General features: G+C 63.3%; 13 protein-coding genes. 10 read left to right on the top strand and 3 right to left on the bottom strand.

Translation table 11 applies throughout. The features are described from left to right. Window positions 1-35: 35 nt before the first annotated feature. A complete protein-coding gene (locus H7688_RS21705) occupies window positions 36-485 on the bottom strand; it encodes an AtaL-like protein (protein WP_183363346.1) in 450 nt (149 codons plus the stop codon). A 300-nt stretch (window positions 486-785) separates the two neighbouring features. Between H7688_RS21705 and H7688_RS21700 the strand changes: the two genes are divergently transcribed. Together H7688_RS21700 and H7688_RS21695 are read left to right on the top strand one after the other, a co-directional pair. Further along, window positions 786-1,295: a DUF1440 domain-containing protein gene (locus tag H7688_RS21700; RefSeq protein WP_183363345.1), complete on the top strand. Its 510-nt coding sequence runs from the start codon at window positions 786-788 to the stop codon at window positions 1,293-1,295. A 44-nt stretch (window positions 1,296-1,339) separates the two neighbouring features. Further along, window positions 1,340-2,209: a sterol desaturase family protein gene (locus tag H7688_RS21695; RefSeq protein WP_183363344.1), complete on the top strand. Its 870-nt coding sequence runs from the start codon at window positions 1,340-1,342 to the stop codon at window positions 2,207-2,209. On the opposite strand, the gene H7688_RS21690 is transcribed toward H7688_RS21695, so the two are convergent. After that, entirely contained in the window at window positions 2,206-3,450 is a 1,245-nt protein-coding gene (locus H7688_RS21690) for a 4Fe-4S binding protein (RefSeq protein WP_246329920.1), read from the bottom strand. The two genes, H7688_RS21695 and H7688_RS21690, sit on opposite strands and share 4 nt — an antisense overlap. A gap of 327 nt (window positions 3,451-3,777) precedes the next feature. Here H7688_RS21690 and H7688_RS21685 point away from each other — a divergent pair, with 327 nt between their 5' ends. The 4 genes from H7688_RS21685 to H7688_RS21670 all read left to right on the top strand — a co-directional run bounded on the left by H7688_RS21685 (window position 3,778) and on the right by H7688_RS21670 (window position 8,241). Next, window positions 3,778-4,905: a metallophosphoesterase gene (locus H7688_RS21685; RefSeq protein ID WP_183363342.1), complete on the top strand. Its 1,128-nt coding sequence runs from the start codon at window positions 3,778-3,780 to the stop codon at window positions 4,903-4,905. Window positions 4,906-5,262: 357 nt separating this feature from the next. Then, window positions 5,263-6,432 (top strand): 8-amino-7-oxononanoate synthase, encoded by a 1,170-nt coding sequence (bioF, locus tag H7688_RS21680; protein WP_183363341.1) that lies wholly within the window; start codon window positions 5,263-5,265, stop codon window positions 6,430-6,432. A gap of 108 nt (window positions 6,433-6,540) precedes the next feature. Further along, entirely contained in the window at window positions 6,541-7,350 is an 810-nt protein-coding gene (locus tag H7688_RS21675; protein ID WP_183363340.1) for an alpha/beta fold hydrolase, read from the top strand. 93 nt (window positions 7,351-7,443) lie between these two features. Next, window positions 7,444-8,241: a methyltransferase domain-containing protein gene (locus H7688_RS21670; protein ID WP_183363339.1), complete on the top strand. Its 798-nt coding sequence runs from the start codon at window positions 7,444-7,446 to the stop codon at window positions 8,239-8,241. Between the two features lie 270 nt (window positions 8,242-8,511). Here the strand turns inward: H7688_RS21670 and ettA are convergent, their stop codons facing one another. Continuing rightward, the gene (gene ettA / locus H7688_RS21665; RefSeq protein WP_183363338.1) at window positions 8,512-10,197 is read right to left on the bottom strand and encodes an energy-dependent translational throttle protein EttA; all 1,686 of its coding nucleotides are present in this window, start codon (window positions 10,195-10,197) and stop codon (window positions 8,512-8,514) included. A gap of 159 nt (window positions 10,198-10,356) precedes the next feature. On the opposite strand from ettA, the gene H7688_RS21660 reads away from it, so the two are divergent. From H7688_RS21660 to H7688_RS21645, 4 genes are all read left to right on the top strand, one after another. Next, window positions 10,357-11,709, top strand: a complete 1,353-nt coding sequence (locus H7688_RS21660) for an RCC1 domain-containing protein (RefSeq protein WP_183363337.1) — start codon at window positions 10,357-10,359, stop codon at window positions 11,707-11,709. Window positions 11,710-11,853: 144 nt separating this feature from the next. Beyond that, window positions 11,854-13,332: a lysine--tRNA ligase gene (lysS, locus tag H7688_RS21655; RefSeq protein WP_183363336.1), complete on the top strand. Its 1,479-nt coding sequence runs from the start codon at window positions 11,854-11,856 to the stop codon at window positions 13,330-13,332. Next, on the top strand, window positions 13,333-14,580 hold the full coding sequence (locus H7688_RS21650) for a lipoprotein-releasing ABC transporter permease subunit (RefSeq protein ID WP_183363335.1): 1,248 nt from the start codon (window positions 13,333-13,335) through the stop codon (window positions 14,578-14,580). Then, on the top strand, window positions 14,573-15,244 hold the full coding sequence (locus tag H7688_RS21645) for an ABC transporter ATP-binding protein (RefSeq protein ID WP_183363334.1): 672 nt from the start codon (window positions 14,573-14,575) through the stop codon (window positions 15,242-15,244). Before H7688_RS21650 ends, H7688_RS21645 begins: the two co-directional genes overlap by 8 nt. Window positions 15,245-15,308: the final 64 nt, after the last annotated feature.

Genomic DNA, 15,308 nt, shown 5'->3' with positions numbered 1-15,308 from the left:
ACCTCCCCTGCCGGCACAAGCTCCGGCCTCTCGATTCAGGCCCGCGACTCGATCTCTTCGGCCTGGGACTTCAGGCGCTGCATCTCGGTTTCCAGGTCGGCGACGATTTCGGCCTCGCCGTAGAGCACCCCCTTGATGATGCGCGACTTGGGGCTCACGTCGATGTCGTACTCCAGGTTCTGGGGGGCAACCGGGCTCTGCCGGGCGGTGCGCACCACCTTGGTCACGATCGTCCCGGTGAACTGGGGGTGCTCCAGCAATTCGTGCTGGATCTGGCTTTCGTAAGGGTACACGGTGATCCTCTCCCTTACCCGCTCGCCGTGCAGCATGAGCTCCCTGATGCAGACGTTGCCGTTCTTTTCGACGATCCTTGATTCGGTGACTCCGGGAGTGAAGCGCTCCGGGTTTTGCAGCCGATCCAGAAGCAGGTTCCACAGCGTGTCGTGCTCGGCATGGACCAGCGTGGTCAGGGTCTTGATGAACATGAACTCCCTCCTTATGCTCTTCGACAAAGATGACGGGCACATGGGCATTTCGTACAGCTAATCTCCGCTCGATCAGGTATGATGACAGAATGCTAATTATAGTGTTCTGCGTCGCTCGGTCAAGTACCGTCCTCAAACAGTACCCTCCCGACTGTCTGCGAGCGGTTTCCCACGCAAGTTGTGGCAGTACGCACCAGCATTAGAAAAAATTGACACACTCCGAGGCGCCGCTACAATGTGGAACGGCGGACGGCGCCGAAGGAAGCTCCGCAACCGTCAGTCCTGCCAAAGGAGGCGGCCATGTCACAGGCAGAGAAGAGCTCACTGGTAGCGAGGCATCCTCTGTTGGTAGGGGCGGCAGCGGGACTCATCGCAGGGATGGTCACCGGGCGTACCGACCGGCTGCTGGGACTCCTGGTGAGCGACGCCCACAAGCGGCGGGAACGCAAGGTCCGTAAAGGCTCGCCGCACGAGATTGCCGGTCCCTACTTCGCCAAGAAGTTGCTGGGACACCGCCTCAGCAGGGGCGGCGAGAAACGGGCCAAACTCGCCTTCAGCGTCGCCTACGGTTTGGGGTGGGGGCTGCTGCACGGCCGCCTCAGGCGCCGTTTCCCGCGGCTTACCCGCCTGGCGGGACTCCCCTTCGCCGTTCCCTTCTTCTTCGCCTGCGACGGCTGCATCGCACCGCTGCTCGGGGTATCCCCCCCGCTCACCCGGATACCCTGGCAGCCGAGTCTGAAGGAGTTGGGGAACCACATCACCTGGACCGCAGTTTCCGAAATGGTGCACCGGCTCGCGGGTAAGCGCTGATCGGTGCCAGAGCGGCCGCCGCTTCGGGGCCAAAGGAGTCGGCAATGGGTTCGCGATCGCGCACACTCTCAGGGGAACTCCCGTCCTGGCTCAACAGGTTGCTCATCGTCGGGACGATGACGGCGATAGCCCTCATGGAGCTCAAGCGCCCGCTGCGGGTGCCACGACAAAGCAAGCTGAGCCGGGACCGCAGAAACCTCGCGGTGGCCCTGCTGGCGGCGGGGACCGTGGCACTCGCCGAAGGTCCGGTGGTGAGTCCTCTCGCCAAAAGGGTGCAAAGGCGCGAGCAGGGGCTCTTGAAACTGGTCCGCCTCCCGGTGCCGCTCGAGGTATGCCTTGCGGTGCTGCTGCTCGACTACACCCTCTTCATCTGGCACTACCTCACCCACAAGGTCCCCTTCCTGTGGCGCTTCCACCTGGCACACCACGTCGACCTGGACCTGGATGCTTCGACGGCCCTGCGCTTTCATCCCGGGGAGCTGCTGCTCTCGGTTCCCTGGCGTGCGTTCCAGGTGCGCCTGCTCGGCATCGCTCCGTTCCCGCTCGCCCTGTGGCAGACGCTCACCCTCATGGAGATCCTGTTCCACCACTCGAACCTCCGGCTGCCGCTTGGCCTGGAGCGCCGGCTCTGTCGTATCATCGTGACCCCGCGCATGCACGGCATTCACCACTCCATCGTGCGCCGTGAAACCGACTCCAACTGGTCCACCATCTTCTCCTGGCCGGACTACCTGCACGGTACCCTGCGTCTCAACGTGCCGCAGCAGTCGGTCACCATCGGCGTCGCCCCCTACCAGAACGCGGCCGAACTCACCCTGGGAAAGACCCTCCTGCTCCCTTTCCAAAAGATGCGCAGCGCTCGGGCTCCCCTGCGCGGACCGCTCTCCATCCCCCGCTCTACGCTCGCCGGCTAGTCCCGCAGTCGGGCCGCCCGCTCCACCATGGCCAGTTCCCGCTCGACCCGGGTTGCCTGTCTGCGGACCAGCGCGTCGACGTAGCGCGAGCCCAATTGGCTGCCGGCCAGGGAGCGCTGCAGGGAGGGTAGCCTTAGGATGACCCCGAGGATGGCTGCCAGGGCCCGGTGGCTGGTGAGGGCCTGATTGTCCCAGACCAGGTGCTGGAGCTTTCCCTCCTCGATTGCCATCTGCACCGCCCGGTGCGCGCTGTCCACCGGAGTGATGAGCCGCTCCGCGCGGGGGACCAGGAACAGGGCAGCGTCACCGCAGGCACGCACACAGACGCCACACCCAAGGCAGCGTGCCGGAGCGAGTACCGCACGGCGTTGCCAGCGGTACAGCGGATCGTGGGCCGATACCAGACCGATGGCCTCCACCGGGCAGGCGTCGACGCACTTACCGCAGCCGCTGCACTGGTCGCGCTTGATGCGGGCCAGGAAGTTGCTGGTGGCCACCGGGCGCAGGTGGCAGAACTTGCGGGCCGCCGCCAGGTGATCGCAGCAGCAACTGCAGCAGTTGCACAAGAAGCTGATACCGTTTTGGGTGTTCTCGGCGAACTGCACCAGCCCTTGCTCGCGCGAGCGCTGCAGGATATCCAAACCTTCCGGCGCATCGATCTGCCGGGCGTTACCGTGCCGGACCAGCGAATCGGCAACCGAATCGAATACCAGACAGGTCTCCAGTTCGGCGTTGCAACCGCGTCCCAGGTTGATTTGCCGGTGCCGACAGGCGCAGGTCCCGACGGCGATGGCACGCGCGGCGCGGATGGCTGCACTGGAGCGCTCGTAGTCGAAGACCCGAGTCACCTGCTGGGACGGGACCTGTTCCTCGTCTACCATGATGCGCCCCAAACGGGTGCTCCCCACGCCGAGCAGCGATTTCACGAACTCATCTTCCACGTTGAGATACTGCTTGAGCAACTCGCTCAGCGCCTCCTGCGAGGCGTCCCCTTTGACCCGCATCAGGGCGTACTTGAGAAAACCGTGGAGAGGCGGCGGCAGCAGGTAGAGCTTCTCGCCGTTGTCCCGCTCCAGGTCGAGCATGAGGGCGCGGTCCGCCAGACCGTCCAGGATGCGGGCCGCTTCCACCTCGCGCACCTGCCACAAGAGCGCCATCCGTGCCGAAGAAAAGGGGCCGAAGGGGACCTGGCTCACCAGACGCGCCTCTTTTTCCGTGAACAGGAGCGCAAGTATCTTCATGAACAGCTCGGAGTGTGGAGCGCCCTGTGGGTATCTGTTTAGCCGATCGATCAGTAGCTGGTAGCCGTGATGCGCCGAGAGGTACGACATAGATGATCTCCAACGCTGTGACAGGTTGACAAACGGCAGTTTCGAAGGGAAAGATAGGAGGCCCCTATGCCTAAGAGCAAAAAGAGCGGAAGTGTGGGCTGGCCCTCCCGCTGTCATAGCCCAGACGCACTTTCGCCTTTTGACTCTGTATGAAAAATTTTTAACAGTATAGCGGCCTTTGTCGCACCTGCAACAGCGGATGAAACAGAGTGCCGAAGTATCCCGGCTGGAGGAGCTATGTTGTTGTTTCTGCTTTGCTATCTTGCCATTTATGGCGGAGCCCATGCCTGGCTGCTCTTGCGGGTGGTGCGCTGCTTCGGGTTGGGTGCACCGGTTCCTGCGGCACTTACGGCACTGGGCGTCTTCATGGTCGCGGCGCCCATCCTGGTGCGCATCCTGGAACATCGGCACCTGGAGGTGCCGGCAAAGATCGTGGCGTATCTGGGCTACCTCTGGATGGGATTCTTCTTCCTTTTTCTGAGCGCCACCATCGGTCTCGACGTGCTGCGCCTGCTGCTGGCCTGGACCGGCTGGCTGACCGAGCGCAACCTGGTCCCTGGCGAACCACAACTTTTGGGGGCCGCGTTGCTGCTCGCCCTGGCCGGATCGCTGTACGGCTACTTCGAGGCGCGGCAGATCAGGGTAGAGCGCGTGACCCTGAAGAGCTCCAAGCTGCCGGCAGGAGAGAGGCTGCGTATCGTGCAGGTCTCCGACGTGCACCTGGGGCTGATGGTCGGCGAAAAGCGTCTGGCACGAATACTTGCCCTGGTTCGGGCCGAGAAACCGGACCTGCTGGTCTCGACGGGGGACCTGGTGGACGGCCAGCGGGATGGTCTGCAGGACCGGGACCAGGAGCTCAGTGCGCTGCAGCTGACACTTGGCAAGTTCGCGGTGCTCGGCAACCACGAGGTGATAGCCGGTCTGGATCATTCGATTGCCTTTACCGAACAGGCCGGGTTCAGGCTGTTGCGTAACGAGTGGCTGCCGGTGGGCGATCGTCTGGCGCTCGCCGGTGTGGACGATCCCGCCCTGCCGGGAGGTGGTGACAAGGGGGCCGAAGCGCGCCTGCTTGCCGCAGTCCCCCAGGGGCGCTTCGTGCTGTTGCTCAAGCACCGTCCCAAGGTGGAAGAGGCCTCGCAAGGCCGCTTCGATCTGCAGCTTTCGGGGCACGTGCACAAGGGGCAAATCTTTCCCTTCAACCTCATCACGCACTTCGTGTACCCGGCCAAGCTGGGGCTTTCCGAGGCGGGAGCAGGATCCCATCTCTACGTAAGCCGGGGAACCGGAACCTGGGGGCCGCCGATACGGGTCTTCGCCCCGCCCGAAGTGACCGTCTTCGACATCGTTTCGTCCGAAACGCGCTAGGGGCGATCCGGGTGCTGCAGGACCCGGCTTGGTTTCCGGTCCCGCAGCAGGTTCCATGTTCCTGGCGCACCCTCCCCAAGGACATTAGCTCACCTAGCTTTTGAAGCTCTTCTGGTACCCGTTCATTCCCCGATTGGCAAGGTCCTGCCGCAAATTCAACGAGAGGTCTTTTCCTCAGGTCCCTCCCCCTTCAAGGGGAGGGAGCCGCGGGCGAAAGCATCCTCGTAACCGAACGTTGTCACTCCTGCACTGTTGTCAACCGTACAGCTCTCCTTGGTTGACGAGTGGCGGCACCTGTGTTAAGAAGGTGACTTCCGGATTTCCCCCACGTTTCGCGGGGCAATCGGAGGAGGCGACGTGCAGAGTTTCACGGAAGAACTGGAACAGCTTCGTGCTCAAGGGTTGTACCGGAGCATGCGGGTGATACATGGCGCCATGGGGAGCCGGGTGGAGCTCGACGGCCGGCCGGTGCTGCTTTTGTGCTCCAACAACTACCTGGGACTTGCGGACCACCCCTCCTTGAAGAGGGCGGCAGTCGAGGGGGCCGAGCTGGGAACCAGCAGCGGGGCCTCCCGGCTGGTCTCAGGAACCATGGAGCTGCACGAGCGCCTGGAGGCGCGCCTGGCAAAGTTCAAGGGGACCGAGCGGGTGCTGCTTTTCAACTCGGGCTACGCTGCGAACACCGGCATCATCTCTGCCTTGGTAGGGCGGGGCGATGCCATCTTCTCGGACCGGCTGAACCATGCCAGCATCGTGGACGGTGCGCTGCTCTCCCGCGCGAACCTTTATCGCTACCCGCACCTCGACCTCGCCGCCCTCGAGAAGCTGCTCGAAGAGAAAAGGGGGAAGGGGAGGCGCCTCATCGTCACCGACGGCGTGTTCAGCATGGACGGCGACATCGCGCCGCTGGACCGGCTGGTCGCCCTGGCACGGCGCTACGATGCCCTCCTGATGGTGGACGACGCCCACGGCTGCGGAGTCCTGGGGGCTACTGGCCGCGGCAGCGCCGAACGCTACGGCGTCCAAAGGGGGATCGACATCCAGATGGGGACGCTGGGTAAAGGGTTCGGCAGTTTCGGCGCCTATGCGGCGGCCTCTGCGGAGATCTGCGAGTACCTGGTGAATACCTCGCGCAGTTTCATCTTCTCCACCTCGCTCCCTCCCGCCGTGTTGGCGGCCTCGCTGGCGTCGGTCGACCTGGTGGATTCGCCCGAGGGGGCTCAATTGCGCGAGCGGCTGAGTGCCAACACCACGCTCTTCAAGAAGAGGCTGGCCGAAGCGGGATTCGACACCATGGGAAGCGAGACCCAGATTGTCCCGATCTTCGTGGGGCCCGCCGAGACGACCATGGAATTCAGCCGGGTACTTTTGGAGCGCGGCATCTTCGTGCAGGGGATTCGGCCACCTACGGTGCCGGCTGGCAGCTGCCGGCTGCGCTGCACGGTGATGGCGACGCATGAACCTGCTGACCTGCTGGAGGCGGCGGATACCATTGCCGCGGTAGGGCGCCAGCTTGGGGTTATCTAGGATTGGCTGCGGCGCAGACGCTGGTCGCACGTTGGGACCCTGGAGCGTCCGCGACCCCGGCAGCATCCCACGTGGAGCGTGGGAACGAGAAGGCGGTAAGAGGAAAAGATGCCAGATGTGGAAATCGATAGCGGCGTAAGCCTGCACTATGATGAGATGGGCACCGGCCGTCCGGTGATCTTTGTGCACGGCTGGGCCATGTCCGGGCGGGTTTGGAGATTCCAGCACACCCTGGCCCAGTCACACCGGCTCATCTTCCTGGACCAGCGGGGGCACGGGCATTCGAGTACCGGCAACGGCTACGGGCTTGCCGACTTTTCCGGGGACCTCGTCTCGTTCGTCGAACACCTGGATGTGCAGGGTGCGGTGCTGGTCGGCTGGTCGATGGGGGTGCAGGTGGTGCTGGAGGCCTTTCCCCAGCTGCGCGAACGGCTGGCCGGCCTGGTGCTGGTCGGCGGGACTCCGCGCTTTACCTCCTGCGACGACTATCCGCACGGCAAGCCTCCGGTCGAGGTGAAGGGGCTCGGGCTGCGGCTGCGGCGCGATTACCAGAAGACCATGGGGGATTTCTTCCGGGGCATGTTTGCCGAAGACGAGACGGATCCGGCGCAGTACCAGCGGATCGTGCACGAGATCGTCATGGGTGGCAAGTCGCCGGATCACGAGGCGGCCCAGCTGGCGCTGCAGATCCTCTCCGTTGCCGATCAGCGCGAGGAGCTGGCGGGAATCGACCGGCCGGTGCTCTTGGTGCACGGCGCGGAGGATGGCATCTGCCCGGTAGGGGCGTCGCAGTACATGGCGCAGCGTCTGCCCCAGGTGGAGTTGAAGGTGATGGAAGGGTGCGGCCATGCGCCGTTCATGACACGACCGGACGAGTTCAACGGCGTGTTGCTGGATTTTCTGGCGCGGCTGGGGTAGGGAGAAGGGGAGAGAGGCGGAGGTGCCCCTAAGGCGACAGGCACCTGCGGAGCCAGTCCCCCCTTCCGCAGACCGAGGGCTAACAGGATATTGATGGTTACCAATATAGACAGAAACAAGGTGCAGAGCTCGTTCCACCGGCAGGCCGGCAATTACGACAGCCACGCGCTGGTGCAGGGCCGGGTTGTGGAGAAGCTTACGCAGGAGCTGATGTCCCAGGACCTGCACCCGGGGCGGCTCCTCGACGTGGGCGCCGGGACCGGAAGGCTCCTGGGCGCGCTCTGCCGCCTCTACCCCAGCGCACTCGCGGTGGGAGCCGACCTTGCCTTCGGTATGTGCCAGGCCGCGGCGGCCAACCTCTCCGGCTCCGATGCGCTGCTGGTTAACGCCGATGCCGAGCGGCTTCCCTTTGCGGAGGGGGCCTTTGATCTGGTGCTTTCGTCTTCCACCTACCAATGGCTCCCATCCCTGGACCAGGCCTTTGGTGAAGTCCTGAGGGTGCTTGCGCCCGCGGGGACTTTCCGTTTCGCCCTCTTCGGGGCTCGGACACTTTTCGAGCTGCGTGACTCGTACCGGAAAGTCTTAAAGGGAGGCCCCGACCGCACCCACAACTTTCTGCCGCAGCAGGAGGTGCTGGCCGCGTTGCAGCGGGCGGGGTTCCGGGACGCCTCGGTTCGGGTCGAGTTGGAGGTGGAACGGCACGCTGACGTTCCCGACCTGCTCCGCTCGCTGAAGAGGATCGGCGCGGGAAGCACGGCGCCGGCGGCATCGCGGGGGCTCTCGGAGCGTCGCATCATGCTCGACATGATGGATGAGTACCGGCGGGAGTACGGAGATCAGGACGGCATCTCGGCGACGTATGAGGTGGTGTACGGCTGGGGAGTGAAGTAGGGACAGACGAAAGGAAAAAGGCTTGATCCCGGAATTCCGGTAAACGGTCCAGGTACGTCCCCTCTCCCCTTGCGGGAGAGGGACAGGGTGAGGGGCAAGGCGGCACCTTATCGCAGATGGCAGCTTCACCCACCCCCCTGCCCCTTCCCGTCAAGGGAGGGGGGATACGGTTTTTCTGATTTTTCCGGCATAACGCATAACGTAAAAAGGGGCGCCTTCGATCGAAGGTGCCCCTTTTGCGTCAGTGGGATGGAATCCTGCGATCTTCGCTTACGCGCGGGTCAGCTGGCGGTAGTGGATGCGGTGCGGCTGGTCGGCCGCAGTCCCCAGTCGGGCGTGGCGGTCTTCCTCGTACTCGGAGTAGTTCCCCTCGAACCAGACCACCTTGCTGTCACCCTCGAAGGCGAGGATGTGGGTGGCGATGCGGTCCAGGAACCAGCGATCGTGGGAGATGACCACGGCGCAGCCGGCGAAGTTTTCCAGCGCCTCCTCGAGGGCGCGCATGGTGTTAACGTCCAGGTCGTTGGTCGGTTCGTCGAGCAGGATGACGTTGCCGCCTTCCTTCAGCATCTTCGCCAGGTGCACGCGGTTTCTCTCGCCACCGGAGAGCATCCCCACTTTCTTCTGCTGGTCGGAACCGGAGAAGTTGAAGCGGGCCACGTAGGCGCGGGAGTTCACCAACTGCTTGCCGAGCTGGATCTGTTCCTGCCCGTCGGAGATGACTTCCCAGATGCTCTTCTCGGGATCGAGCGACTCCCTGCTCTGGTCCACGTAGGCAAGCTTCACGGTCTCACCGACCTTGAAGGCGCCGGAATCCGGCTGCTCCTGCCCGGTGATCATCCGGAACAAGGTGGTTTTGCCGGCACCGTTGGGGCCGATCACGCCGACGATGCCGCCCGGCGGCAGACGGAACTCCATCCCTTCCATGAGGAGCTTGTCGCCATAGGCCTTGTCGACGTTGCTCGCCTCGACCACCACGCCACCCAGGCGCGGACCGGCCGGGATGAAGATCTCCAGCTCGCGGGCCAGTTTGTCGCTGGTGTCGTTGAGCATATCCTCGTAGGCGGTGATACGCGCCTTCCCTTTGGCGTGGCGCCCCTTGGGCGACATCCGGATCCACTCCAGCTCGCGCTTGAGGGTCTTCTGGCGATCGCTTTCGGTCTTCTCTTCCTGGGCCAGGCGCTTCTCCTTCTGCTCGAGCCACGAGGAGTAGTTCCCCTGCCAGGGAATCCCCTGACCGCGGTCCAGTTCGAGGATCCAGCCGGCCACGTTGTCCAGGAAGTAGCGGTCGTGGGTAACGGCGATGATGGTGCCGGCGTAGCGCTGGAGGTGCTGCTCGAGCCAGGCGACCGACTCGGCGTCCAGGTGGTTGGTCGGCTCGTCGAGAAGCAGGATGTCCGGCTTCTGCAAGAGCAGGCGGCACAGGGCGACGCGGCGCTTTTCACCGCCGGAGAGGTTCGCCACGTTGGTCTCGGGGGGCGGGCAGCGCAGGGCGTCCATGGCGAGTTCGAGTCGGCTGTCCAGGTCCCAGGCGTCCAGGTGGTCCAGCTTCTCCTGTACCTTCGCCTGGCGGTCGCAGAGCTTCTCCATCTCGGCGTCGCTCATCTCCTCGCCGAACTTCATGTTGATCTCGTTGAATTCGTTGACCAGGTCCACGACTTCCTGGACCCCTTCCTCGACGCACTGGCGCACGGTCTTGGACGGGTCGAGCTGCGGCTCCTGCTCGAGATAGCCGACCGTGTAGCCCGGGGAGAGGATGGTCTTGCCGTTGAACTCCTTGTCCACGCCGGCGAGGATGCGCAAAAGGGAGCTCTTGCCGGAGCCGTTCAGGCCCAAGACGCCGATCTTCGCGCCGTAGAAGTAGGAGAGGTAGATGTCTTTAAGGACGGGTTTCTTGTCGTAGAATTTGCTCACTCCGATCATGGAGTAGATAACCTTGTTCGGATCTATGGCCATGCAGTCTCGTCGCCTCCGTTTTTAATTTAGATTTCCCATTCTTACATGCTTGCAGGGCGCTGTGTCAACAGGGGAATCTTAACAAGTCGATCCTTGACTTTCTCCACTAGGTATAGTTAAATCCGCAGGTTCAAATACTCTGACGAGGGGACTCACTCCATGAAAACAAGCAATTCCAAAGCTCTGCTCGGCTGCCTGCTGCTCACTGCCGCACTGGTTTCAGGGTGCGGGTCGTCCAGTAACACTTCGATCCCCTCGACTGCCACCATCTTTTTCGCTCACAGTGTTTTCAATAACCATAGCACTCTGTATGTTACGGGTTACAACGCCTTTGGCCAGCTCGGCATCAACAGCCTGACCACCCAGTCCGTGGCCACTCCGGTGACCAGTATCGGCAAGATCAGCGGCGTGGCAGCCGGCGGCGTGCACTCCATCGCCTACAAGTTCAACGACTACAGCTCGGTCTACACCTGGGGATCCAACTACCATGGCCAGTTGGGCGCCGATACTGATCCTGCCCACGCTGCCACGAATATCACCACGAGCGGGTTGCAGGCTTACAGCAAGGTCCCGGTACGGATCCGGCTGCACAATGCCCAACACGCTGCCCTGGTCACCGGCCAGGTTAGCGCCGTGTCCGCCGGCTGGTACCACTCGATGGCTATTGTCGACGGGACCGTGTTCAGCTGGGGTAACAACACCTACGGCCAGCTGGGTGCCCGCTACCTCGACAGGAGCTACGGCGATTCGCAAGCGCCGAAGCAGGTGCTCCTGGGCGGCAGCGAGCTTGCCCACGTGACGCAGATTGCCGCCGGCGCGATTCACTCGCTGGCCTTGACCAGCGACGGTAACCTGTACGCCTGGGGTGACAACACCTATGGCGAGCTGGGCAGCAACCCTGCAGTCCCTTCTAACGGTACCAATGTGAACCCGATCGATCCGCAGCTGGTCACCATTCCCCTACCTGCGAGCACCACGATATCTCAGATCGCCGCAGGCGGCAGCACGAGCTACGCCTTGTTGTCCAACGGTGATGTCTATGCCTGGGGCTACAACGGCATGGGACAGTTGGGGCAGGATCCCACCACGACCACCTGGAACGGCGGCAATTCGGGACTCTTCCGCTACACCCCGATTCAGGTTGTGCTCCCCTTGCCGGCTGTCGCCATCTCCGCTGGCTGGGATCACGTGCTGGCACTGCTGAACGACGGGACCGTCGTGGGCTGGGGCTTCAACGAGTACGCCCAAGTGGGTAACGGCACCACCGGTGCCAACACCAGCATCAGGTACAACTACCTGCCCGTCCCCGTCTACGCCAATTCTGCTACCAGCACCAAGCTCACCGGGGTCACCCAGATCATGGCCTTTGGCAACCACTCCCTGGCCCGGAAGGGGGATAACCCCGGCACCTGGTACGGCTGGGGCGACAACGGTAACGGCCAGCTCGGCAATCCGATCGCCACAAGCTCCATCGGATACCTGCTCCAGCCGACCCTGGTCAACGGCTTCTAGCGAACTTTCCGCCGCTGGGGCGCAGCTTTGCCGTACCCGCGCCCCTTCGGCAAGTTCCCCTTTTCCCTTGACTTGCATTTGGGAAATAGTTAGTTTGACAGATTGCTTTTTCAGCTTCAGTTTTCAGAAAGGTTACCTACGATTATGGAAGAGTTGAGCGAACTGCTGTTGCAGAGAAGACGCAAGGTCGATGCTTTGTGGGAGGCCGGGATCAACCCGTACCCCAACGATTTCAAACCGCAGCACACCTCGGCGGACGTGCGTGACGCCTACGGTGCTGTCGAGGTCATAGAGGAAAATCCGCAGACCTTCGTGGTGGCAGGCCGCATCCTGATGCGCCGCTCCTTCGGCAAGGCTGCCTTCGTGCAGATGCAGGACCGCAAGGGCCGCATCCAGCTCTACCTGAAAAAGGACGTCCTGGGCGACGACCTCTTCGCCGAGTTCGAGGACTACGACCTGGGCGACATCGTGGGCGCCGTCGGCACCCCGTTCCGGACCAAGACCGGCGAGCTCTCCCTCGCCGTCACCGAGATCCGCCTGCTCACCAAGGCGCTTTTGCCGCTGCCGGAGAAGTTCCACGGCTTGACCGACGTGGAAACCCGTTACCGCCAGCGCTACGTCGACCTCATCGTCTCTCCAGAGGTGCGCGAGGTCTTCTTCAAGCGCTCCCGCATCGTCTCCCTGATCCGCGAATTCATGACCAACCGTGACTTCCTCGAGGTGGAAACCCCGATGATGCAGCAGATCCCGGGGGGCGCCACCGCGAAGCCGTTCATCACCCACCACAACGCGCTGGACATGGACCTCTACCTGCGCATCGCCCCGGAGCTTTACCTGAAGCGCCTGGTGGTGGGCGGCCTGGACCGCGTCTTCGAGATCAACCGCAACTTCAGAAACGAGGGGATCTCGGTACGCCACAACCCCGAGTTCACCATGATGGAGTTCTACCAGGCCTACGCGACCTTCGAGGACCTGATGAACTTCACCGAGGAGCTTTTGTGCCACGTGGCACAGGAGGTCCTGGGGACCCTCGACTTCAGCTACGGGGGCCAGCCGATCAGCTTCCAGCGCCCCTGGCAGCGCTTCACCGTCAAGGAGGCGATCCTGCACTACGGCGACATCGACGCCAAGAGCCTCGAGGACCGCGACCTGGCCTACGCCTACGCGCAGCGCCTGGGACTCGAGCTCCCCGAGGACGTCGGCTACGGCCGCCTGATCACCGAGATCTTCGAGGAAGTCGCCGAGACGAAGCTGATCCAGCCGACCTTCATCACCAACTACCCGACGGAAGTCTCGCCGCTCTCCCGCAAGAACGACCACGATCCGGACTACGTGGACCGCTTCGAGTTCTTCTGCGCCGGCCGCGAGATGGCCAACGCCTTCTCCGAGCTGAACGACCCGCGCGACCAGAAGGAGCGCTTCCTGGCCCAGGTGGCCGCCAAGGCCAAGGGCGACGAGGAGGCCCACTACATGGACGAGGATTACATCCGCGCCCTGGAGTACGGGCTCCCGCCGACTGCCGGCGAGGGTATCGGCATTGACCGCCTGGTCATGCTCCTTACCGACTCCCCGTCGATCCGCGACGTCATCTTGTTCCCGCAGCTGAGAAAAGAGGCGAAGTAGATGCCTTTCGAGCTCCTGATCGGGCTGCGCTACCTGAAGGCAAAGCGCAAGTCGACCTTCATCTCGCTGATCACGCTCATCTCGGTTGCCGGGGTGGCGCTCGGGGTGATGGCGCTCATCATCGTGCTCGCGGTGATGACCGGATTCGAAGAGGACCTCAAGGACAAGATCCTGGGGACCAACGCGCACATCGTGGTCTTGAGCGGCGGCGGGCCGATGGAGAACTACCAGGCGATCGTCAAGCGCCTGCAGGGGATGGACGGCGTGGTCGCCGCGACACCGTTCATCTACAACCAGGTGATGCTCTCCAGCGGCCGCAACGTCTCCGGGGTGGTGTTGCGCGGCATCGAGGTGGCCACCGACGTCAAGGTTACCAACCTGAAGAAGTCGATGGTGCAGGGAAGTCTCGACGACCTCGATGCCAAAGGTGAGAAACCGGGGCTGGTGATCGGCAAGGAACTCGCCAAGAACCTCGGGTTGATCGCCGGCGATATGGTCGACGTCATCTCCCCCATGGGGAACATCACCCCGCTCGGGATGATGCCCAAGCTGCGCCGCTTCAAGGTGGTGGGGATCTTCAACACCGGGATGTTCGAGTACGACTCGACGCTCGCCTACGTGAACCTAGCCGAGGCCCAGCAGTTCCTCGACCTGGGGGACGCGGTGACCGGGATCCAGCTCAAGGTGCGCGACGTCTACAAGACCGGCGAACTGGCACAGAAGATCGACCAGACGCTCGGCGTGCGCTACCACGCCCGCGACTGGATGCAGATGAACAAGAACATCCTCTTCGCGCTGAAGACCGAGAAGAGCGTCATGTTCATCATCCTGACGCTCATCGTCCTGGTGGCGGCCTTCGGCATCGCCTCGACCCTCTTCATGGTGGTCATGGAAAAGACCCGCGACATCGCCATCCTGAAGTCCATGGGGGCGACCAGCCGCTCCATCATGAGGATCTTCGTCTTCGAAGGGGTGATCATCGGCGTGTTCGGCACGGTCATCGGGGTCTTAAGCGGCCTTTTGATCGCGCTCAACCTGGAGCCGATCGTCGGCGCGATCCAGAAGGTCACCGGTTTCGAGCTCTTCAGCAAGGACGTCTACTACCTGGACCACTTCCCGTCCCTGGTGATCCCCTCGGACGTCATCCTCATCAGCGTGACGGCCGTGGCGATCTCGTTCATCGCCACCTTGTACCCGTCCTGGGCCGCCTCGCGGCTCTCCCCTGCGGAGGCGCTGCGCTATGAGTAGCCTTCTCGAGGTCCGCAACCTGCACAAAAGCTACGGCAGCGGCTCCCAGGCGGTCGACGTCCTCAAGGGGATCGACCTCAGCATCGAGGCCGGCGACACGGTGGCCCTGGTGGGCCCCTCGGGGGCCGGCAAGAGTACGCTGTTGCACATGCTGGGGACCATCGACCGTCCCACCAAGGGAGAGGTGCTCTTCGACGGGCAGAACATCTTCACCCTGGCGGAGCAGCCCCTGGCCTCGTTCCGCAACCGCTCCATCGGCTTCGTCTTCCAGTTCCACCACCTGCTTCCCGAGTTCACCGCACTGGAAAACGTGATGATGCCGCTTTTGATCGGGGGCACCAGCCGCAGCAAGGCGGAGGTCCCGGCACGCCGGCTTCTGGACGACGTGGGGCTGTCGCACCGGATCACGCACCGGCCCGGGGAGCTCTCCGGCGGCGAGCAGCAGCGGGTGGCCATCGCGCGCGCCCTGGTGCGCGAGCCGCGCCTGCTTTTGGCGGACGAGCCGACCGGCAACCTGGACATGAAGACCAGCGACGAGATTCACCTCTTGCTCGACACCATCCAGCGCTCCACCGGCATCTCGCTGGTCATCGTGACCCACAACGAGAAGCTCGCAGCCGGGATGGGGCGCACCATCAGGATCGTGGACGGGCGCATCGTCTAGGGCCTGGCGCCTCCCCGAATACCGTTGTGCCGCAGCCGGCGGGTCCTGATCGACCGAGCGGCAC

Source organism: Geomonas limicola, from assembly GCF_014193675.1.
Taxonomy (GTDB): Bacteria; Desulfobacterota; Desulfuromonadia; order Geobacterales; family Geobacteraceae; genus Geomonas; species Geomonas limicola.
Note: the sequence above shows the minus strand (reverse complement) of the source record. Positions and strands in the feature narration are given on the sequence as shown.

What these genes read in the sequence shown, in the direction of transcription:
- H7688_RS21695 (WP_183363344.1), top strand. Translation starts at nt 1,340, where the DNA reads ATGGGTTCGCGATCGCGCACACTCTCAGGGGAACTCCCGTCCTGGCTC.
- lysS (WP_183363336.1), top strand. Translation starts at nt 11,854, where the DNA reads ATGGAAGAGTTGAGCGAACTGCTGTTGCAGAGAAGACGCAAGGTCGAT.
- H7688_RS21670 (WP_183363339.1), top strand. Translation starts at nt 7,444, where the DNA reads ATGGTTACCAATATAGACAGAAACAAGGTGCAGAGCTCGTTCCACCGG.
- H7688_RS21700 (WP_183363345.1), top strand. Translation starts at nt 786, where the DNA reads ATGTCACAGGCAGAGAAGAGCTCACTGGTAGCGAGGCATCCTCTGTTG.
- H7688_RS21660 (WP_183363337.1), top strand. Translation starts at nt 10,357, where the DNA reads ATGAAAACAAGCAATTCCAAAGCTCTGCTCGGCTGCCTGCTGCTCACT.
- H7688_RS21675 (WP_183363340.1), top strand. Translation starts at nt 6,541, where the DNA reads ATGCCAGATGTGGAAATCGATAGCGGCGTAAGCCTGCACTATGATGAG.
- H7688_RS21650 (WP_183363335.1), top strand. Translation starts at nt 13,333, where the DNA reads ATGCCTTTCGAGCTCCTGATCGGGCTGCGCTACCTGAAGGCAAAGCGC.
- H7688_RS21690 (WP_246329920.1), bottom strand. Translation starts at nt 3,450, where the DNA reads ATGAAGATACTTGCGCTCCTGTTCACGGAAAAAGAGGCGCGTCTGGTG.
- H7688_RS21705 (WP_183363346.1), bottom strand. Translation starts at nt 485, where the DNA reads ATGTTCATCAAGACCCTGACCACGCTGGTCCATGCCGAGCACGACACG.
- H7688_RS21645 (WP_183363334.1), top strand. Translation starts at nt 14,573, where the DNA reads ATGAGTAGCCTTCTCGAGGTCCGCAACCTGCACAAAAGCTACGGCAGC.
- H7688_RS21685 (WP_183363342.1), top strand. Translation starts at nt 3,778, where the DNA reads ATGTTGTTGTTTCTGCTTTGCTATCTTGCCATTTATGGCGGAGCCCAT.
- ettA (WP_183363338.1), bottom strand. Translation starts at nt 10,197, where the DNA reads ATGGCCATAGATCCGAACAAGGTTATCTACTCCATGATCGGAGTGAGC.